The following is a 19525-nucleotide window of genomic DNA, read 5'->3' as shown; positions in this document are numbered from 1 at the left end:
ATGTTTGCCTATCTGGTGCGGCGCCTGTTTCTGATGCTCGTGACCCTGTTCGGGATCTCGGTCGTCATCTTCTTCCTGCTGCGCATCGTGCCCGGCAACATCGTCGACATCCTGTTTGCCGCGGCCGGCTACGTCGATCCCGCCGACAAGGCCAATCTGGAGAAGGAGCTCGGCATCGACCAGCCGCTGGTGGTGCAATATTGGCACTGGATCAGCGGCTTCCTGCGCGGCGATTTTGGTTACTCCTATGTCTCCGAGAAGCCGGCGCTTCAGGAGATCCTGCCGCGGATCCCGATCACGGCGCAGCTCGCCGGCCTGGCGCTGCTGTTTTCAGCGTCCATCGGCATTCCCTTGGGCGTCATCAGCGCGGTGAAGCAGGGAACGCGGCTCGACTACGCGCTGCGTGTCGTGAGTCTGTCCGGCCTGTCGCTGCCGTCATTCTGGCTGGGGCTGCTGGTCCTCACGGCGTCGGTGGCGATGTTCGGCCAGATGCCGCTCTTCAATCCGAACCCCCAGAGTTTTGGCGAGGCGGTCGCAACCTATTGCATCCCGGCGATGGTGGTCGGATTCCGCAGTTCGGCACTGACCATGCGCATCACCCGTTCCTCGATGCTGGAGGTGCTGCGGCAGGATTACATCCGCACCGCGCGCGCCAAGGGCGCATCCGATGCCGCGGTGAACTACCAGCATGCGCTGAAGAACGCGATCCTGCCCGTCATCACCGTGATCGGCATCGAGGCGGCGTTCCTGATCGGCGGCCTGATCGTCACCGAGACCGTGTTCAACATCCCCGGCGTCGCGCGCTTCCTGGTCGAGGCGATCCGCTGGCGCGATTATCCGATCGTGCAGAACCTCGTGATGCTGATCGCCGTCGTGGTGGTGAGCGCGAATTTCATCGTCGACATGCTGTATGCGGTGTTCGATCCGCGTATCCGGTACACGGACTAGTCGCATGATCATCACTCACACAGCGTTCGCGCGTTCGTTCACCTCTCCCCGCCTGCGGGGGAGAGGGAGAAGGTAGGAGCCGCATGGCCACGATCGACTATGATCTTGAACTCAGACGCGCCGGCGTGCATGCGACCGGGGGCTGGCGGCGCGTGCTGTTCCTGGCGCAGCGGCATGTGCTGGGCGCTGCGGGGCTCGTCATCATGACGGCGTTCGTCCTCACGGCGATCTTCGCCGATTTCATCGCACGCTATGATCCGCTGACGATCGACTCCGCCCGCGCGCTGGCCCGCCCGAGCCTGACGCACTGGATGGGTACGGATTCCTTCGGCCGCGACGTCTTCAGCCGCATCATCCATGGTGCACGCATCTCCCTTGCCGTCGGCATCGGCTCGACCGCGCTCGGCGGCACGATCGGCGTCATCGTCGGGCTGACGTCCGGTTATCTCTCCGGCTGGGTCGATCTGGTGTTCCAGCGTGTCTCAGACGTTCTTCAGGCGCTTCCATTGCTGGTCCTGGCACTGATCATGACCGCCGCACTCGGCCCGTCCTTGCCGAACGTCATCATCGCCATCGCCATTCCGCTGATCCCGACCGTATCGCGCGTCATTCGCGCCAACACGCTGGCGCTGCGCGAACTGCCCTTTATCGAATCCGCCAAGTCGATCGGCATGAGCGACGTCCGCATCGCGCTCCGCCATGTGCTGCCGAACACGCTGGCGCCACTGATCGTGCTCGCCACCGCGCAGCTCGGCTCGACCATTCTCACCGAAGCCTCGCTCTCCTTCCTCGGCCTCGGCATTCCCGAGCCTTATCCGTCCTGGGGTCGCATGCTGTCGGAATCCGCGGCCGAATATGCCCGCACCGCGCCGTGGCTGGTAATCTTCCCGGGCATCGCCATCAGCCTCGCCGTGTTCGGCGCCAACCTGTTCGGCGACGCCCTGCGCGACATTCTCGATCCGAGGCAGCGCAGTTGATGGCTGATAAATCCGATCTCGTGCTCGAGGTGAAGAACCTGAAGACGGTGTTCTTCACGAACTCCGGTCTCTTCAAGGCCGTCGACGACGTCTCCTTCACGGTCAAGCGCGGCGAGACGCTGGCGATCGTCGGCGAGTCCGGCTGCGGCAAGAGCGTCACCGCGCTGTCGCTGATGCGGCTGGTGCCCGATCCTCCCGGCCGCATCGTCGGCGGCACCGTCACGCTCGAAGGCACCGACCTGCTGGCGCTGGATGAGGCACAGATGCGCGCCGTCAGGGGTAACCGCATCTCCATGATCTTCCAGGAGCCGATGACGTCGCTCAATCCCGTCATGCGGATCGGCGACCAGATCGTCGAAGCCGTGCGGCTGCACCGGGCGATGTCGGCCAAAGCAGCCTGGAACATCGCAGTCGAGATGCTGCGGCTGGTGCGGATTCCGGAGCCAGCGCGACGCGCGCGGGAATATCCGCACCAATTGTCCGGCGGCATGCGCCAGCGCGCGATGATCGCGATGGCGCTGGCCTGCCGGCCGGCGCTGCTGATCGCGGACGAGCCGACCACTGCGCTGGACGTCACCATCCAGGCGCAGATCCTGGCGCTGATCCTCGACCTCCAGAAGGAGCTCGGCACCGGGCTCGTGCTGATCACCCATGATCTCGGCGTCGTCGCGCAGACCGCGCAGCGCGTGATCGTGATGTATGCGGGCCGGAAGGTCGAGGAAGCCAGCGTCGAGGCGCTGTTCGCCGATCCCAAGCACCCCTATACGCGCGGGTTGATGGCCTCGATTCCGTCGGTGCCGGCGTCCGGCGCCGCGACGCAGGCGCGACTCAACGAAATTCCCGGCACCGTGCCGTCGCTGGTGCGGCTGCCGCCAGGCTGCGCTTTCGCGCCGCGCTGCAAGCTCGCGGTGAAACGCTGCCAGGACGAATATCCGCCGCTCATGGATTGGGGCGGAGGGCATCTTGCCGCCTGCTGGCGCGCGGCTGACGTCGCGGAGGTCGCATGACCGAAGCGCTGCTCGAAGTCACCGATCTCACGAAGCATTACCCGGTGCGCGCCGGCGTGTTGCGCCGGCAGGTCGGCACCGTGCACGCGGTGGACGGCGTCTCGTTCGCGGTTGGTGTCGGCGAAACACTGGGGCTGGTCGGCGAATCCGGCTGCGGCAAGTCGACGGTGGCGCGCAGCGTGCTGCGGCTGGTCGAACCGACCTCCGGACAGATCCGTCTCGGGGGCGAGGACATCACCCATCTTTCCAAGGCGGCGCTGCGCCCGCACCGCCGCTCGATGCAGATCGTGTTCCAGGACCCGTTCGCCTCGCTCAATCCACGCATGACCGCGGGCGACATCGTCGGCGAGCCGCTGGCCGTGCATGGGCTTGCGACCGGCAAGGCGCTGGAGGCGCGCACCGCAAAACTGTTCGAGCAGGTGGGCCTGCGGCCCGACCAGATGCGCAATTTCCCGCATCAGTTCTCCGGCGGCCAGCGCCAGCGCATCTGCATCGCACGGGCGCTGGCGCTGGGGCCGCGCCTGATCGTCTGCGACGAGCCGGTCTCCGCGCTCGACGTCTCGATCCAGGCGCAGGTGATCAATTTGCTGATCGATCTCCAGCGCCAGCACGGCTTCTCCTACCTCTTCATCGCCCACGACCTCGCCGTGGTCGCCCATATCAGCCACCGCGTCGCCGTGATGTATCTCGGCCGCATCGTCGAGATCGCCAGCAAGGACGAGCTGTTCAGGAATCCGCGGCATCCCTACACGCAGGCCCTGCTCGCCTCCGTGCCGGTTGCCAACCCGCTCGCAAAGAAGCTCGCGCCGCTGGTCGATGGCGACGTGCCGAGCCCGGTCAATCCGCCATCCGGCTGCGCGTTTCACACGCGCTGCCGGTTCGCGATGGAGCGGTGCAGGACGGAGCGGCCGGTGTTGATGGAGGCGGGTGACGGGCACCAGGTGGCGTGTTTGCTGAATGAGGGGACGGGGCGACCCCCATAACGTCGTCCCGGCCCCCGTGCGCAATTGCGCACTAGGCCGGGACGACGAGCAGAGTTTGAGGCAACACTGTCTCCACATCGTCATTGCGAGCGCAGCGAAGCAATCCAGACTATCGCCGCGGAGAGATTCCTGGATTGCTTCGCTGCGCTCGCAATGACGAACTTGCCGCGCTACCCCGCCCCGATCTCCACCACGATCCGTCCCGTCGTGACCTGCTCGCCTTCGGCAACGTCGATCGCGGCGACGACGCCGTCGATGCCGGCCTTGTGGATATGCTCCATCTTCATCGCTTCCAGCGTCAGCACCGGCTGGCCGGCGGCGACGCGGTCGCCGGGCTTGACCAGCACGGCGACGACGCGGCCGTTCAGGGCGGCGCGAACCTTGCCGTCGCCGCCGTTGCTCGCAGCGGCCTTCGGCGCGGCGAGGGTGAGATCAGTCACCGCGAGCGGGATGCCGCGGTGCTGGAGATAGAGCCGGTCACCCTCGCGCAGGAATTTGGCGCTGTCCATCACACCATCGTGGCGGAAGCGGATGGCGTCGGGATCGAGCTGGTCGATCTCGAACCTGTCCTGCCGGCCATCGGCGGCGACGGTGTAGCTGCCGTCGCGCTCGCGGGTGACTTCGAGCTCATGCCCGTGGCCGGCGATCTCGATTTTCGCGGGCAGAGGGAACGTTGCCGACAGGCTCCGCCCCCCTCTCCATGACGGCGCGCGCGGATTTGTGACGTAGAGCAGCAGGCCCGCCAGCGCCGTATCGAATGCAGCATTCGCCGATGGCGCCAACAGTTCGTCGCGATGTGCGCCGATGAACGCCGTCGTCGCCTCGCCCCTGGCAAAGCCGGGGTGACGCAGGCACGCCATCAGGAAAGCCTGGTTGGTGGTCACGCCGAAGGCGGTGAGCTGCTCCAGGCCGACGATCAGCCGTCCCCTCGCCTCCTCGCGCGTGGCACCATGACTGACCACCTTGGCGATCATCGAATCGTAGAACGGCGGGATCTCCGCGCCCGATTGCAGCGCATGCTCGACGCGGATGCCGTCAGGCACCTGCCAGCGCGCCATGCGGCCGGACTGCGGCATGAAATCGTGCGCGGCATCTTCCGAGCACAGCCGGACCTCAATGGCATGGCCGACGAAGCGGATATCCTGCTGCTTCACCGGCAGCGGCTCGCCGCGCGCGACGCGCAGCTGCAGCTCGACGAGATCGAGCCCGGTGATGGCCTCGGTCACGGGATGCTCGACCTGGAGACGCGTATTCATCTCCATGAAGTAGAACTCCCCGCTGGCATCGAGCAGGAATTCCAGCGTGCCGGCGCCCTCGTAGCGCAGTGCCTTCACCGCGGCGACGGCGACCTCGCCCATTCTCGCGCGCAGCTCCGGAGTGACGGCCGGCGACGGCGCTTCCTCGATCAGCTTCTGGTGCCGGCGCTGCACGGAGCAGTCACGCTCGCCGAGATGAATGGCGTTGCCGTGGCTGTCGCCGAACACCTGGATCTCGATGTGCCGGGGATTCTGGATCGCGCGTTCGAGGATAACCGTGGGATCGCCGAACGCAGCCTTCGCCTCCGATCGTGCGCTGCGCAACGCATCGGGGAACGACGCCGCATCGGTCACGAGCCGCATGCCGCGGCCGCCGCCACCGGCGACCGCCTTGATCATCACGGGGAAGCCGATCTTTTTGGCTTCCACGAGCATGACCTCGTCGCTCTGCTCGGAGCCCTGATAGCCGGGCACGCAGGGCACACCGGCCTTCCGCATGATCTCCTTGGCGCCGGCCTTGTTGCCCATCGCCTCGATCGCCTGGGGCGACGGGCCGATGAAGACGAGACCGGCGTCCTTGCAAGCCTGCGCAAAGTCCTCGTTCTCGGCGAGGAAACCGTAGCCGGGATGGACGGCATCCGCGCCGCTGGCTTTCGCCGCGGCAATGATCGCGGAAATGTTGAGATAGGATTGCGCCGGCAGCGCCTCGCCGATGCGCACGGCCTGATCGGCCTGCCGCACATGCAGCGCATCGCGATCGGCGTCGGAATAGACTACGACGACGCCGAGGCCGAGCTTCCGCGCGCTGCGCATCACGCGCAGCGCGATCTCGCCGCGATTGGCGACCAGAACCCTGAAGAACGGCCGGTGCTGCACTGATCCGTTCCTCATGGCCGGGCCACCGAAAACTGCATGCGCTGGGGCGCGCGTGCGTCGCCCTCGCGGCAGATCGCGAGCACCTCCGACAGCACCGCGCGGGTGTCGCGCGGATCGATCACGCCGTCGTCGAGCACGCGCGCACTCGTGGAGAACACGTCCATCTGGCCGTCGAACACGCCGACGATCTGCGCCTTCATGGCATCGAGCTTGTCCTTCTCGATCGGCTTGCCGCGACGCGCGGCGGCAGCCTCTGTCACGATGGCCATGGTCTCGGCGGCCTGCTCGCCGCCCATCACCGCGGTCTTGGCGTTGGGCCAGGAGAAGCAGAAGCGCGGATGGAAGCCGCGCCCGCACATGCCGTAATTGCCGGCGCCGAACGAGGCGCCGCAATAGATGGTGATCTGAGGCACCGTGGCCGACGTCACCGCCTGGATCATCTTCGAGCCGTGCTTGATCATGCCGGCTTCTTCATAGGCCTTGCCGACCATGTAGCCGGTGGTGTTGTTGAGATAGAGCAGCGGGGTGCGGGTCTGGCAGCAGGCCTGGATGAAGTGCGTCGCCTTGTTGGCGCCGGCGGGATCGAGCGGACCGTTGTTGGTGATGATGCCGATGGCCTGGCCCTCGATGCGGGCATGGCCGCAGACGGTGGCGGGGCCGTAATTCGGCGCCATCTCGGTGAAGTCGGAATCGTCGACGATGCGGGCAATCACCTGCTTCATGTCCACGGGGCGCTTGTGGTCCATCGGCATGATGCCGAGCAGCTCGTCCTGGTCGTAGCGCGGCGGCTTGAATTGAAGAGGCGCCCTGCCCGGCCGCTCCCACTCCAGCGCCGCCATGATCTCGCGTGCGATGCGCAGCGCGTCGCGATCGTCCTCGGCGAGGTAATCACCGAGGCCGGAGACCTGGGTATGCATCTCGGCGCCGCCGAGCTCTTCCTCGGTCGCGATCTCGCCGGTTGCGGCTTTCAGCAGCGGGGGACCTGCGAGGAAGGCGCGGGTGCGGCCACGCACCATGACGATGTAGTCGGACAGGCCCGTTTGATAGGCACCGCCCGCGGTGGACGATCCGTGCGTGACGGTCACGACCGGCAGTCCCGCCGCCGAGAGCCGTGCAAGATTGCGAAAGATGTTGCCACCGCGGACGAAATCCTCGACGCGGTAGCGCAGCAAATTGGCACCGGCGCTTTCGACCAGCTGCATGTAAGGCAGCTTGTTCTCCAGCGCGAGCTCCTGCACCCGCAGCGTCTTGTCGAGGCCGAAAGGTTGCAGCGCGCCGGCGTCTATGCCGGAATCGCTGGCGCTGACCATGCAGCGGATGCCCGAGACGAAACCGATGCCGGCGATGACGCCGCCGCCCGGCACGCTCTTGTTCGCATCGGGCACGTCGAACATGTAGCCGGCGAGCGTCGACAGCTCGATGAAGGGTGCGCCGGGATCGAGCACCAGCGCCACGCGTTCGCGCGGCAGCATCTGGCCGCGCTTGTGGAAACGATCCTTTGCCGCGGCCGACGCCGCCCGCGTGCGCTCTTCCAGCGCGCGCATGCGGTCGATCAAACCCAGCATACCGTCGCGGTTGGCGTGGTAGGCGGTGCTGCCGGGGGAAATGGTGTTTTCGATTGTAGACATTGTTGCTCCTGCTCGTCATTCCAGGGCGCGCGAAGCGCGAGCCCGGCATCCATATTCCCGATCGTGGTTATGGATTCCGGGCCTGGCCCTTCGGGCCATCCCGGAATGACGAGATGTGGCTACCGATTCGTCCCAAAAATCTTCCGCGCCTCGGCGGGGCTTGCGATCTCGCGGCCGGCGCGGCGGGCACAGGCGGCGACGGCTTCGATCAGCTGGCCGTTCGACGTCACCTTTGTGCCGTCGGCGAGATAGAAGGTGTCTTCGAGACCGGTACGCAGATGGCCGCCGAGCTCGGCGCAGCGCTGGTGCAGCGGCCAGATCTCTTCGCGGCCGATCGCCGTGACCTGCCAATGCGCTTCGGGGCGCTTCAGCTTGATCAGGATCGGCAGCAGGTCGGGGTCCGACGGCATGCCGGACGCGACGCCCATCACGAAGTTATATTCGAGCGGGCCCTTGTACATGCCGACCTGAGTGTACATGCCGACGCAGCGCACGATGCCGACGTCGAAGCACTCGAATTCGGGGATGGTACCGACCGCGTTCATGACGTCGAGATAGTCCTTCACCTTCTCGACGGCGTTGTCGAACATCATCGGCGGCCAGGCCCAGGTGTTGTCGGCCTTCACTTTCAGATAATTCAGCGAGCCGGCGTTGCAGGCGGCGATCTCCGGCTTCGTCTCACGGATGCAGTCGAGCGCACCGCTGTAGTTCGGCCCTGATACGCCCGAGGTGTGGTTGATGATCACACCCGGGCAGGCCTCCCGGATCGCCTGCTGGACCTCCTTGCTGACGCTGACCTCCCAGGACGGCAGATGTCCCTTGTTCGGCGCCTGCTGGCGCAGATGGATGTGCATGATGCTGGCGCCGGCGTCGAACGCTGCCTTGGCCTCGCGCGCCATCTGCTCGGGCGTCACAGGCACGTTGTGCTGCCTGGGGTCGGTGAGCACGCCGTTCAGCGCGCAGGTGATGACGGCCTTGTCGCTCATGCCTTGACGCTCATGGCTTGGATGTCTCGCAGGTTGAGAATTCAACGCTTGCGATCATGTGACGCGCGGCATGCGGCTTCTTGCGCGGAGAAGCTGGAAAAGGGCGAGTTGTAGGGTGGGTTAGCCGAAGGCGTAACCCACCAACGCCTCTTACCGCGAACGCAGAAGCGGTGGGTTACGCTGGCGGACTGCGCTTTGCGCAGCCGCGAGCTAACCCACCCGACGAGGGCGAGCCTAGCTCGCTTCCGCGAGTCGCACCGTCTCGGTGCTGCGATAGATCGCAAGATCGCGCGAGCCGACGAAGATCGCGCGCGGCTTCAATCCGTAGAAGCGGCGGATCGAATGGCTGAAATGGGTCGAATCGGGATAGCCGATGTCCTGCGCGAGATGGGCGAGGTTGAGATCCTGATTGGCGAAGTGCAGCAGGTGCCGCGCACGCTTCCAGGCGCGGAAGGAGCGGAACGAGATGCCGGTCTCCTCCTTGAACAGATGCAGGAACCGCGAGGCGGAGAGGCCTGCTTCCGCAGCACATGTATCCGCCGTCACCGGTTCGCCGGAGAAGCGTCCGATGCGTGCGACCGCGCGCATCACCCGCGGATCGAGCACACGGCGCGGCAGCGCCTCGCCAAAGCACATCTCGTCGAATTCGGCCGTGGTGATGTCGCCGTAGCGGCGCTGGCGCAGCAGCGCGTAGGCGGCGAGGATCTTGCGGGCATAGACGGCCCGGTCCGGCCCGGTCAGCCGCTCGGCCAAAGCCTCGATCACGCCATCCGGCATGCTTTCCGGCTCGAGCGTTACGCTGATTGCCGTGCGGTAGTCGCCGGCAATGGAATGCCGCTGGTTCGGCAGGGTGACGAACAGCTCGCCGGTGGCGAGGACGTCGTCGATCGTCAGGTGCAGGTTGCCCTTGACCGCCACATAGACATGGCAGCAGCCGGGGGTCCGCTTGCGGGGGCGGCCGAGCAGGCCGGCATAGAATACCCGTTCCGGCGTGATGAGCATCAGATGGTCGGATTCGCGACCGATATCTTCCATTGGGGTCCTCCTCGCGCGGCTCTCTGGCCGCTGCGGACGGAGATCACCTTAGCGGAAATTTGGGCGCTGTCACGACGGGATAGCGCTGTCACGGCGCGCAATAAAAGGGTGTCATTCCGGGACGAAGAGGAGCCAAATCCGGAACTCTTCAACTACACCGTCGTCCCGGCCTAGTGCGCAATTGCGCACGGGGGCCGGGACCCATACCGCGAGGTCTACCGATGGGGGCGGTGCTGATCCCGAACGACCAATCTTCGCAAAACATCTCCCTGGGAGTATGGGTCCCGGCCTTCGCCGCGACGACAATGGAGACTACGCCCTCGCCCTTGGCGCGACATTCTGCTCGACGCCGGCCTTCTGCTCTGCAGCAACCGCGCGTTTGAAGCCCTCGCGTTGCTGCAATCGCGCCCAATAGGCTGCGACATTTGGCCCAAAGTCCTTGGCGAGGCCGATATTGTCGGCGAGGCGGAGCGCGTAGCCGATCACGATGTCGGCGGCGGTGAAACGGCCGGCGCACAAGGTTTCGGCATTCGCGGTCGCTGCCTCAACGGCGCGCAGCCGACCCAGGAACCATTTAGCGTAGTCGCCGGCGACCTGCGGATTACGGCGCTCCTCGGGCTCGAGCTGGGTGTAGCGGAGCACCAGCGTCTGCGGGAAGGTCAACGTGGCATCACTGAAATACATCCAGTTCAGGAACGCGCCATAGGCGGGATCCTCGACGTCCACCATCAGCGGCGTCGGGGCATATCTGGTGCCGAGGTAGTGGCAGATGCCGGAGGACTCCGTCATCTTCGTCTCGCCGTCGATCATGAAGGGAATCGTGCCGAGCGGATTGAGCGCGAGATATTCCTTGGCGAAAACCCGCGGCGGGAACGGCAGCATCTTCAACTCGTACGGCAGCCCCATCTCCTCCAGCATCCAGAGCGGACGGAACGAGCGTGCGGCGTCACAGTGATAGAGCGTGATCATGATGCATTCCCTTTGCTGCCAGGCAGCGTACCCATCATCTTGCACAGGACCATCAGCATGACCTCGTCGGCGCCACCGCCGATCGAGGTCAGACGGCTGTCGCGATAGGCACGGCTGACCGGCGTCTCGTTGGTAAAGCCCATCCCGCCCCAATATTGCAAGCAGGCGTCGGTGAGCTCGCGGCCGAGCCGGCCCGCCTTGAGCTTGGCCATGGTCGCAAGCCTGGTCACGTCCTCGCCCGCCACCAGCGCCTCGCCGGCGCGATAGATCAGCGCGCGCAACAGCTCGACCTCGGTCTGCATCTCCGCGAGCTTGAAGTGCACGACCTGATTGTCGAGGATGCTCTGGCCAAAAGCCTTGCGGTTGCGCGTGTACTCAATGGTCTCATTGATAATGTATTCATGCGCCTTAAGGCAGGCCGCCGCGCCCCACAGACGCTCCTCCTGGAACTGGATCATCTGGTAGGTAAAGCCCTTGCCCTCCTCGCCGATCCGGTTGCGCTTGGGGACGCGGACATTGTCGAAGAAGATCTGCGCGGTGTCGGATGAGCGCATCCCCATCTTGTCGAGCTTTCGCGCCACCGTGACGCCCTTGGCCTTCATGGGCACGCAGATCAGCGACTTGTTGCGGTGAACGGGCCCATCGCCGGTGTTGGCGAGCAGGCAGATCCAGTCGGCCTGGGTGCCGTTGGTGATCCACATCTTGCCGCCGTTGATGACGTAGTCGTCGCCGTCCGAGCGTGCGCTGGTCTTGATCGAGGCAACGTCCGAACCTGCACCGGGCTCGGAAACGCCGATGCAGGCCACGTAGTCACCGGAGATCGACGGCGCCAGGAATTCCCGTCGCACCTCGTCGGAGCCGAATCGCGCCAGCGCGGGCGTCGCCATGTCGGTCTGCACCCCGATCGCCATCGGCACGCCGCCACAGGTGATGGCCCCAAGCTCCTCCGCCATCATCAGCGCATAGGAATAATCGAGCCCGGAGCCGCCGAATTCGACCGGCTTGTTCAATCCGAGGAAACCGAGGCTGCCCATCTTCTTGAACAGCTCGTGCGCGGGGAAGATGTCGGCCTTCTCCCATTCATCGACATGAGGGTTGATCTCGCCCGCGATGAATTTTTGCAGGGAACGGCGGATCTCGTCGTGGTCGGCGGTGAATAGCATTTTGTCCTCTCGTCATTCCGGGGCATCGCGAAGCGATGAGCCCGGAATCCATTCCTCTGCGGGATCTGGAGCCCGATGGATTCCGGGCTCGCGCGCCTTGCGCGCGCCCCGGAATGACAGCGTGCATCACAGCCCCATCTGCCTCGAGGCCAGATCCTTCATGATCTCCTCAGTGCCGCCGCCGATGGCGTTGACCTTGACCTCGCGGTAGATGCGCTCGGCCTTGATGCCGCGCATGAAGCCGGCGCCGCCAAAAATCTGCACGGCTTCCGAGGCGCAGAACGCCATGGTCTGCGTCGCCTGGTTCTTCATCATGCAGATTTCGGCGACCGGACTTTCGCCCTGTTCCAGACGCCAGGCCAGCATCTCCAGCATCGCCTGCGACGCCGCCACCTTCTGCGCCATGTCGACGATCTTGTGCCTGATGACCTGGTGCTGGGCGAGCGGCTTGCCGAACGTCTTGCGCTCCTTGGCGTAGGCAGTCGCCTCGTCGAGACAGACGCGGGCGAAGGCGGTGCAGCTCGCCGCCATGCCTATGCGCTCGCTGTTGAAATTCCGCATGATGATCTTGAAGCCCTGGCCCTCCTCGCCGATCAGATTTTCGGCCGGCACGCGGCAGTCGTCGAAATGCAGCGTCGCGGTGTCGGAGGCCCACCAGCCCATCTTCTTCAATTTCGTCCGCGACAGGCCGGGCGTGTCGCCCTCGATCAGGAGCAGGCTGACGCCGCCGGCACCCTCGCCGCCGGTACGCACCGCAACGGTCAGATAGTCCGCGCGCATGCCCGAGGTGATGAAGGTCTTCTCGCCGCTCACGACGTAGTGATCGCCGTCGCGCCGCGCTCGGGTGCGCAGGCCCGCAACGTCCGAACCACCGCCCGGTTCGGTGATCGCAAGCGCGGAGATCTTCTCGCCCGCCAGCACCTGCGGCAGCACGCGCGCCTTCACCTCCGGCCGCGCCGCACGCGCGATCGGCGGCGAGCCGATGGTATGGCTCATCAGGCTGGCGCTGACGCCGCCGGCGCCGGCCCGCGCCAGTTCCTGGCTCGCCACGATCTTCATGAACTGGTCGGCGGCAATCCCGCCATATTCCTCGGGGAATCCCAGCCCCAACAGCCCGATCTCCGCCGCCTTGCGATAGAGCGCGCGGGGAAATTCGCCGGCCTCGTCCCATTCATGGGCGAAGGGCGTGATCTCCTTCTCGACGAAGCGACGCATCATTTCGCGGAAGGCGTCGTGCTCGGCGGTATAGAACGGGCTCTTCATCGCACTCTCGCCTCGCGGACGGATTCGTCTCATCCACCATGGCTGGAACCTGGGCAGCTCACTTGCGCGGAGTGGCTGACCCGGAAAGGCCATTCAGCAGGGCATCACCTAGCAACTCAACGCAAGACGGTTTTCGCCCCTCGCGCGCCAACTCCAAGTCAAAAAAGACGTGGTGCACAAACTCCGGCTGGCCCCAGGGCCACGCCGGGCATGGTGCACGGCAATAGGGGCGCAGGCGGCACAAGACCGCCGAAGGAGGAACTTTTGGCCGTTCGTTACTACGACTGGATCGCCCATCATGGCCGCCGCACGCCTGGCAAGGTCGCGGTCATCGACCTCGCGAGCGAGCGCCGCTTCACCTATTCGCAGATGGATGCGAGAGTCTCGCGTCTCGCCTCGTTCCTGCGTCACACGCTGAAGGTCTCGCGCGGCGACCGCGTCGCGGTGCTGGCGCTGAACACGACCGATACGCTGGAGGTGCAGTTCGCCTGCGGGCGGTTAGGTGCGATCTTCGTGCCGCTGAACACCCGCCTTACCGTTCCCGAACTCCAGTTCATCACCGCTGACTGTGCGCCGAAGGTGATGATCCATGATGCCGACCTCGCCGAGACCGCGCTGAGCGTTGCCAAACTCTGCGGTGTCGCGACCAGCCTGCTGCTCGGTCCCGGCGGCGCCTACGAGGCCGGCATCGCCGCGGCAAAGCCGCTCGACCGGATCGAGGAGGTCACGCTCGATGACGTCTCGACCATCATGTACACGTCCGGCACCACGGGTCATCCGAAGGGCGCGACCATCACCCATGGCATGACGTTCTGGAATTGCGTCAATCTCGGCGGCCCCGCCTGCATCGGGCCGTCCTCGGTGCTGCTCACCGTGCTGCCGCTGTTCCATACCGGCGGGCTGAATTGCTACACCAATCCGGTGCTGCATGCCGGCGGCACCGTGATGATCATGCGGGCCTTCGATCCCGGCACGGCGCTCGGCCTGATCAACGATCCCGCGCAGGGCATCAACGTGTTCTTCGGCGTCCCCGCGATCTACCAGTTCATGGCGCAGCATCCCGCCTTCGCAACGACCGACCTGACCCGGCTGATCGTCGGCGGTGTCGGCGGCGCGCCGATGCCGGTGCCGCTGCTGAAGGTCTGGGAGGCGCGCGGCGTTGCGCTCCAGCAGGGCTACGGCATGACCGAGACCTCGCCGGCCGTGCTGGTGCTCGACCGCGAGGATGCCGCGCGCAAGGCCGGCTCCGCCGGCAAGCCGGTGCTGCACACGGAGGTGCGCATCGTGCGGCCCGACGGCAGCGACGCCGATGTCGGCGAGCTTGGCGAGCTCTGGGTGAAGGGACCGAACATCACGCCCGGCTACTGGAACAGGCCGGAGGCGAACAAATCCTCCTTTACCGACGGCTGGCTGCACACGGGCGATGCGACGCGCGTCGACGAGGAAGGCTTCTACTACATCGTCGACCGCTGGAAGGACATGTACATCTCCGGCGGCGAGAACGTCTATCCGGCCGAGGTCGAGAACGTCCTGCACCAGCTTGGCGCCATCGCCGAAGCCGCAGTGATCGGCATTCCCGATCCGCAATGGGGCGAGGTGGGCCTTGCCATCGTCGCGGTCAAGCCGGGACAAAGGCTGACGGAGGCGGACGTCTTTGCGCACTGTGCTGCCAATCTCGCGCGCTTCAAATGCCCACGTCAGGTCCGCTTCGTCGACGCGCTGCCGCGCAACGCCACGGGCAAGATCCACAAGCCGACCTTACGCAAGGAGTTTTCGATAACCTCGGAAGTCGACAAGAAAGTCGCCAGCGCCTGATCGAAGCGCCCCTCGTGGGCGCTTTTTGTTTTGACGTGCCTGCTCCAACCAACAAGAAACCCAAGGAATTTCCATGAAGAACAAGAAACTCTCCCTGCTCGCCGCGGCGGCTGCGCTGACATTGCTCTCGACCCAGGGCGCCCAGGCGCAGAAGAAATATGACACCGGCGCCTCCGACACCGAGATCAGGATCGGCAACGTCGAGGCCTATTCCGGTCCCGCCTCCGCCTACGGCGTGATCGGCAAGACCGAAGAGGCCTATTTCAAGATGATCAACGATCAGGGCGGCATCAACGGCCGCAAGATCAACTGGATCTCCTATGACGACGGCTATTCGCCGCCGAAGACCGTGGAGCAGGTCCGCAAGCTGATCGAAAGCGACGAAGTGTTCCTGGTGTTCAACGCGCTGGGCACGCCGACGCAGACGGCCGTGCAGAAGTATCACAACGCCAAGAAGATCCCGCAGCTCTTCCTCGCCACCGGCGCCAGCAAGTGGAACGACCCGCAAAATTTCCCGTGGACCATGGGCTTCCAGCCGAGCTACCGCGTCGAGGCGCGGATCTTCGCCAAGTACATCCTGAAGGAGAAACCGGACGCGAAGGTCGCGATCTTCTATGCCAACGACGATTTCGGCAAGGACTACGTCGCCGGCATCAAGGACGTGTTCGGCGACAAGGCATCGAAGCTGATCGTGGCCGAAGAGAGCTACGAGACCTCGGAGCCATCGATCGATTCGCACATCGTCAAGCTCAAGGGCACCGGCGCGGATGTCTTCGTGAACATCTCGACCCCGAAATTCGCGGCGCAAGCCATCAAGAAGATCGCGGAGCTGGAATGGAAGCCGATGCACCTGATGACGGACGTTTCGGTGTCCATCGGCGCGGTGATGAAGCCCGCCGGCCTCGAAGCCTCCGAGGGCGTGCTGTCGGCCGGCTATCTGAAGGACGCGTCGGATCCGCAGTGGAAAGACGACGAGGGCATGAAGAAGTTCATGGCCTTCATCGATAAGTACATGCCCGGCGCGAACATCTCGGACGCCAATCTGGTCTACGGCTATGCCGCGGCCCAGACGATGGTGCAGGTGCTGAAGCAGGCGGGCGACAATCTCACCCGCGAAAACGTGATGAAGCAGGCCGCCAGCCTGAAGGACTTCGCTCCTGATACGCTGATCCCGGGAATCAAGATCAACACCTCGCCCACCGACTTCGCGCCGATCGAGCAGCTCAAGATGTGGCGGTTCAAGAACGGCCAGTGGGAACTGTTCGGCCCCATCATCAGCGCGGAGCCGAGCGGCTAGTTCTCGGCGAACCGTCCGTGCATGGGAGATGGCGGCCACGAGGCCGCCATCTCTTTATCCGCGGATCTCCAGGGTGAACCTATGCCGGCAGGAACAGCGCGAACGGCTCTTCCACCGTGCGGCGCAGGTGTTTTCGGTACAGCTCATAGTTGGCGTCGTCGGGCGCAACCCGTCCCAAAGAGGGCTTGGGAACATTCCTGAGCGGCACATAGGCGATCGGCGCTGCGATCGGCGTCAGCTGCGAGCCGGGGCCGGCGCGGAGCGTCGAGATGATGCCGTACATCTCGCCGGCGACCGTCGGCCGCGACACCGTGATCACGCGATGCTGGCCGTGCTTGATGATGACGAGATAGATGAAGCCGGACTGATGCGGCACCGCGACCTCGCCGGTGTGCTCATAGGCGGCATCGGTCCGATCGCCCTCGCGGAAGACCAGCGACGAGACTTTCGGCTCCCATACGATCTCGGTGCGGTAGGCGAAGATCGCGTTCTTGTCGCCGAATGACGGCCGTAGCGTGATGTAGGCATCCTCGAGCCAAGTCACCGCGCGATGCGCATAGGAGCCGAGGCTGTCGGGCGCAACATCGTTTGCGGCCGGAGGCGTCACGACGATGGCGCTCTTGCGCAACGATACGCCCAGCGCCTGCTCCAGCCGGACCGTCGTCGCCAGCGTGAACGGCCGGCGGCCGCCGAGCACCTTCTCCAGCGTCGACAGGCTGAGCTTGGCCTGTTCGGCCAGCGCCTGCCGGGAGATCCGGCGCCTGGCGAGCTCCTCGCGAATGGTCTCCGCGATCTCGCGGCTCTGCTCGTCCGAAAGCTGCTTGTCGGCCTGCATCTGCATCGTCAACCCTGCCTTTGGAGCACCATTCTAGCAGGGCGGACAAACCAGCACAAAACCGCACATGGCCACCCGGCCGCGACCCGCCCGGGCCGGCCGCGGCGGAACATTGCCGATCATTCTGCTCGCGAAATCGGGCCCTCCCGGCGGATGCTGAAGGCCAGCAAACATCCTTCGGGAGCAGGCCAAATGAACACCTACGACACAGCCGACCACGACGAGCACCCCCTGCTGGGCCGGCTGATCAAGCTCGGATTGTTCCTTCTCGCGCAGGGCATCGCGGTGATGCTGGTCGCCTTCGTGGCCCTGCTGGTGAGCTTCGGGACGAGTTGGTCGGCAACGACCGAACAGGCCAGCCTGCTCCAGCCCGGCGATGCCAGGTCCGGCACCCTCCTCCTGAAGGAAGATGGCGCCTACACCGAAGCGATCCGTCTCGGCATCGATGTCGATATCACGGTATCAGGCCCGACGCTGCGCACACGCGTCACCCAGGCGTTTCGCAATCCGACCAAGGACTGGGTCGAGGCCACCTATGTCTACCCGCTCGCGACCAATGGCGCCGTCGATACGATGAAGATGGTGGTCGGCGACCGCGTCATCGTCGGCGACGTCAAGGAACGGCAGCAGGCGCGCGTGATCTACGAACAGGCGCGCAGCGCCGGCCAGAAGGCTGCGCTGACCGAGCAGGAGCGGCCCAACATCTTCACCAACTCGGTTGCCAATATCGGTCCCGGCGAAACCGTGCTGGTGCAGATCGAATATCAGGAGCCGGTGCATCAATCCGGCAATGAATATTCGCTGCGCGTGCCGCTGGTGGTCGCCCCGCGCTACAATCCGGCGCCGATCGTGCAGAGTGTCGACTTCCGCAACGACGGCTCCGGCTGGGGCGCCACGTCCGATCCCGTGCCCGACCGCGACCGTATTTCCCCGACGGTGCTGGACCCCGCCAAGAATGCGCCCGTTAACCCGACCAGCATCACGGTGCGTCTGAAGGCCGGCTTTGCGGTCGGCGAGGTCAAGAGCCACCATCACAACGTCAAGACCGAGAGCCCGGACAACGCCACGCGCATCGTCACGCTCGCCGACGGCGCGGTGCCCGCCGACCGCGATTTCGAACTGACGTGGACGCCGGCGGCCCAGAAAGCACCGTCGGTCGGCCTGTTCCGCGAGCATGTCGGCGATGCCGATTATCTGCTCGCCTTCGTCACGCCGCCGAGCGTCGAGCAGGCGACGCAGAAGCCGCTGCCGCGCGAGGTCGTGTTCGTGATCGACAATTCCGGCTCGATGGGCGGCACCTCGATCGTCCAGGCCAAGGCGAGCCTGCTTTACGCACTCGGTCGCCTCCAGCCGGCCGACCGCTTCAACATCATCCGTTTCGACGATACGATGGACGTGCTGTTTCCGGCCTCCGTGTCGGCGGACGCCGCGCATGTCGGCGAAGCGACCTCGTTCGTCAGCGCGTTGCAGGCACGTGGCGGCACCGAGATGGTGCCGGCGATGCGGGCTGCGCTGACCGACAAGCTCAGCGACACCGGCATGGTTCGCCAGGTCGTGTTCCTGACCGACGGCGCGATCGGCAACGAGCAGCAATTGTTCGAGACGATCACCGCGATGCGCGGCCGCTCACGCGTGTTCATGGTCGGCATCGGGTCGGCGCCCAACACCCATCTGATGACGCGCGCTTCCGAGCTCGGCCGCGGGGCCTTCACCCATATCGGCTCCGTCGAGCAGGTCGAGGAGCGCATGCGCGGCTTGTTCGCCAAGCTGGAAAATCCGGCGGTGACCGGCCTCAGCGCAAAGTTCTCCGAAGCCACGGCCGACATTACGCCGGCGATCATTCCCGACGTCTATCGCGACGAGCCCCTGGTGCTGGCGGCCAGGCTCGACAAGCTCGCAGGCTCGCTCGAGATCAAGGGACGCGTCGGCGACCGTCCGTGGTCGGTGACGCTGCCGTTGCAAAATGCCGCCGAAGGCAAGGGCCTGTCAAAACTCTGGGCCAAGCGCAAGATCGGCGATGCCGAAGTGGCGCGCACGATGCGCGAGATGACGCCGGAAGAGGCCGACAAGGCGATCCTGGCACTGGCGCTCGACCATCAGATCGTCACGCGGCTCACCAGCCTCGTCGCGGTCGACAAGACGCCGAGCCGTCCCGAAGGCGCGCCGCTCAAGCTCAGCGAATTGCCGGTCAACCTGCCGGCCGGCTGGGATTTCGAGAAGATCTTCGGCGAACGGCCGCAGCAGGTACCGACGCAGCTGCGCGAACGTCATGCCGATGCGCGCAACCAGCCGGCGACGAGGCGGCCGACACCCGCCGCACCCGATGCGATCCGCCTGCCCAAGACCGCCACCTCGGCCGAGCTGAAGATGATCGCAGGTCTGATCCTGATCGTGCTCGCCCTGATCCTGTTCGTGTTCAACCGGCGTCGGCCCTTGCTCACCGACGCCGCTTGAGAGAGGAGCCCCCCGAACTCCTCTGTTAGCGCG

Annotated in this window: 15 protein-coding genes; 7 read left to right on the top strand and 8 right to left on the bottom strand. The window is 65.3% G+C overall.

Annotated features, from left to right (window positions below; genetic code table 11):
• The 4 genes from E4K65_RS42435 to E4K65_RS42420 all read left to right on the top strand — a co-directional run bounded on the left by E4K65_RS42435 (window position 1) and on the right by E4K65_RS42420 (window position 3915).
• A complete protein-coding gene (locus tag E4K65_RS42435; protein WP_135179163.1) occupies window positions 1-948 on the top strand; it encodes an ABC transporter permease in 948 nt (315 codons plus the stop codon).
• An 83-nt stretch (window positions 949-1031) separates the two neighbouring features.
• Window positions 1032-1925, top strand: coding sequence for an ABC transporter permease (locus E4K65_RS42430; protein WP_135179162.1), 894 nt, complete (start codon window positions 1032-1034; stop codon window positions 1923-1925).
• Window positions 1925-2932 carry an ABC transporter ATP-binding protein gene (locus tag E4K65_RS42425; protein ID WP_135179161.1) on the top strand — a complete coding sequence of 336 codons (1008 nt, stop codon included), beginning with the start codon at window positions 1925-1927 and terminating at the stop codon, window positions 2930-2932. Before E4K65_RS42430 ends, E4K65_RS42425 begins: the two co-directional genes overlap by 1 nt.
• Window positions 2929-3915, top strand: a complete 987-nt coding sequence (locus E4K65_RS42420) for an ABC transporter ATP-binding protein (protein WP_135179160.1) — start codon at window positions 2929-2931, stop codon at window positions 3913-3915. Before E4K65_RS42425 ends, E4K65_RS42420 begins: the two co-directional genes overlap by 4 nt.
• 170 nt (window positions 3916-4085) lie before the next feature.
• Here the strand turns inward: E4K65_RS42420 and E4K65_RS42415 are convergent, their stop codons facing one another.
• The 7 genes from E4K65_RS42415 to E4K65_RS42385 form a co-directional block, all read right to left on the bottom strand.
• A complete protein-coding gene (locus E4K65_RS42415; RefSeq protein ID WP_135179159.1) occupies window positions 4086-6062 on the bottom strand; it encodes an acetyl/propionyl/methylcrotonyl-CoA carboxylase subunit alpha in 1977 nt (658 codons plus the stop codon).
• Window positions 6059-7675 (bottom strand): acyl-CoA carboxylase subunit beta, encoded by a 1617-nt coding sequence (locus tag E4K65_RS42410; RefSeq protein ID WP_135179158.1) that lies wholly within the window; start codon window positions 7673-7675, stop codon window positions 6059-6061. Before E4K65_RS42410 ends, E4K65_RS42415 begins: the two co-directional genes overlap by 4 nt.
• 119 nt (window positions 7676-7794) lie before the next feature.
• Window positions 7795-8661 (bottom strand): beta-keto acid cleavage family enzyme, encoded by an 867-nt coding sequence (locus E4K65_RS42405; RefSeq protein ID WP_135179157.1) that lies wholly within the window; start codon window positions 8659-8661, stop codon window positions 7795-7797.
• Window positions 8662-8895: 234 nt separating this feature from the next.
• The gene (locus tag E4K65_RS42400) at window positions 8896-9696 is read right to left on the bottom strand and encodes a helix-turn-helix domain-containing protein (protein WP_135179156.1); all 801 of its coding nucleotides are present in this window, start codon (window positions 9694-9696) and stop codon (window positions 8896-8898) included.
• A 312-nt stretch (window positions 9697-10008) separates the two neighbouring features.
• On the bottom strand, window positions 10009-10665 hold the full coding sequence (locus tag E4K65_RS42395; protein WP_135179155.1) for a glutathione S-transferase family protein: 657 nt from the start codon (window positions 10663-10665) through the stop codon (window positions 10009-10011).
• Window positions 10662-11828, bottom strand: a complete 1167-nt coding sequence (locus E4K65_RS42390) for an acyl-CoA dehydrogenase family protein (protein ID WP_135179154.1) — start codon at window positions 11826-11828, stop codon at window positions 10662-10664. Before E4K65_RS42390 ends, E4K65_RS42395 begins: the two co-directional genes overlap by 4 nt.
• 126 nt (window positions 11829-11954) lie before the next feature.
• Entirely contained in the window at window positions 11955-13091 is a 1137-nt protein-coding gene (locus tag E4K65_RS42385; protein ID WP_167771599.1) for an acyl-CoA dehydrogenase family protein, read from the bottom strand.
• Window positions 13092-13355: 264 nt separating this feature from the next.
• Here E4K65_RS42385 and E4K65_RS42380 point away from each other — a divergent pair, with 264 nt between their 5' ends.
• Both E4K65_RS42380 and E4K65_RS42375 read left to right on the top strand, forming a co-directional pair.
• Window positions 13356-14906 (top strand): acyl-CoA synthetase, encoded by a 1551-nt coding sequence (locus E4K65_RS42380; protein ID WP_167771598.1) that lies wholly within the window; start codon window positions 13356-13358, stop codon window positions 14904-14906.
• A gap of 73 nt (window positions 14907-14979) precedes the next feature.
• Entirely contained in the window at window positions 14980-16203 is a 1224-nt protein-coding gene (locus tag E4K65_RS42375; RefSeq protein ID WP_135179151.1) for an ABC transporter substrate-binding protein, read from the top strand.
• Window positions 16204-16282: 79 nt separating this feature from the next.
• Here the strand turns inward: E4K65_RS42375 and E4K65_RS42370 are convergent, their stop codons facing one another.
• A complete protein-coding gene (locus E4K65_RS42370; protein WP_027542206.1) occupies window positions 16283-17044 on the bottom strand; it encodes a helix-turn-helix transcriptional regulator in 762 nt (253 codons plus the stop codon).
• 186 nt (window positions 17045-17230) lie between these two features.
• Between E4K65_RS42370 and E4K65_RS42365 the strand changes: the two genes are divergently transcribed.
• Complete coding sequence (locus E4K65_RS42365) at window positions 17231-19492, top strand: marine proteobacterial sortase target protein (RefSeq protein ID WP_135179150.1); 2262 nt, start codon at window positions 17231-17233, stop codon at window positions 19490-19492.
• Window positions 19493-19525: the final 33 nt, after the last annotated feature.

The organism is Bradyrhizobium niftali (assembly GCF_004571025.1).
Classification (GTDB): domain Bacteria; phylum Pseudomonadota; class Alphaproteobacteria; order Rhizobiales; family Xanthobacteraceae; genus Bradyrhizobium; species Bradyrhizobium niftali.
Note: the sequence above shows the minus strand (reverse complement) of the source record. Positions and strands in the feature narration are given on the sequence as shown.

Coding starts and splice junctions, on each gene's coding strand:
- E4K65_RS42390 (WP_135179154.1), bottom strand. CDS start 11,828: ATGCTATTCACCGCCGACCACGACGAGATCCGCCGTTCCCTGCAAAAA.
- E4K65_RS42395 (WP_135179155.1), bottom strand. CDS start 10,665: ATGATCACGCTCTATCACTGTGACGCCGCACGCTCGTTCCGTCCGCTC.
- E4K65_RS42365 (WP_135179150.1), top strand. CDS start 17,231: ATGAACACCTACGACACAGCCGACCACGACGAGCACCCCCTGCTGGGC.
- E4K65_RS42430 (WP_135179162.1), top strand. CDS start 1,032: ATGGCCACGATCGACTATGATCTTGAACTCAGACGCGCCGGCGTGCAT.
- E4K65_RS42400 (WP_135179156.1), bottom strand. CDS start 9,696: ATGGAAGATATCGGTCGCGAATCCGACCATCTGATGCTCATCACGCCG.
- E4K65_RS42375 (WP_135179151.1), top strand. CDS start 14,980: ATGAAGAACAAGAAACTCTCCCTGCTCGCCGCGGCGGCTGCGCTGACA.
- E4K65_RS42410 (WP_135179158.1), bottom strand. CDS start 7,675: ATGTCTACAATCGAAAACACCATTTCCCCCGGCAGCACCGCCTACCAC.
- E4K65_RS42370 (WP_027542206.1), bottom strand. CDS start 17,044: ATGCAGATGCAGGCCGACAAGCAGCTTTCGGACGAGCAGAGCCGCGAG.
- E4K65_RS42385 (WP_167771599.1), bottom strand. CDS start 13,091: ATGAAGAGCCCGTTCTATACCGCCGAGCACGACGCCTTCCGCGAAATG.
- E4K65_RS42415 (WP_135179159.1), bottom strand. CDS start 6,062: ATGAGGAACGGATCAGTGCAGCACCGGCCGTTCTTCAGGGTTCTGGTC.
- E4K65_RS42420 (WP_135179160.1), top strand. CDS start 2,929: ATGACCGAAGCGCTGCTCGAAGTCACCGATCTCACGAAGCATTACCCG.
- E4K65_RS42425 (WP_135179161.1), top strand. CDS start 1,925: ATGGCTGATAAATCCGATCTCGTGCTCGAGGTGAAGAACCTGAAGACG.
- E4K65_RS42435 (WP_135179163.1), top strand. CDS start 1: ATGTTTGCCTATCTGGTGCGGCGCCTGTTTCTGATGCTCGTGACCCTG.
- E4K65_RS42405 (WP_135179157.1), bottom strand. CDS start 8,661: ATGAGCGACAAGGCCGTCATCACCTGCGCGCTGAACGGCGTGCTCACC.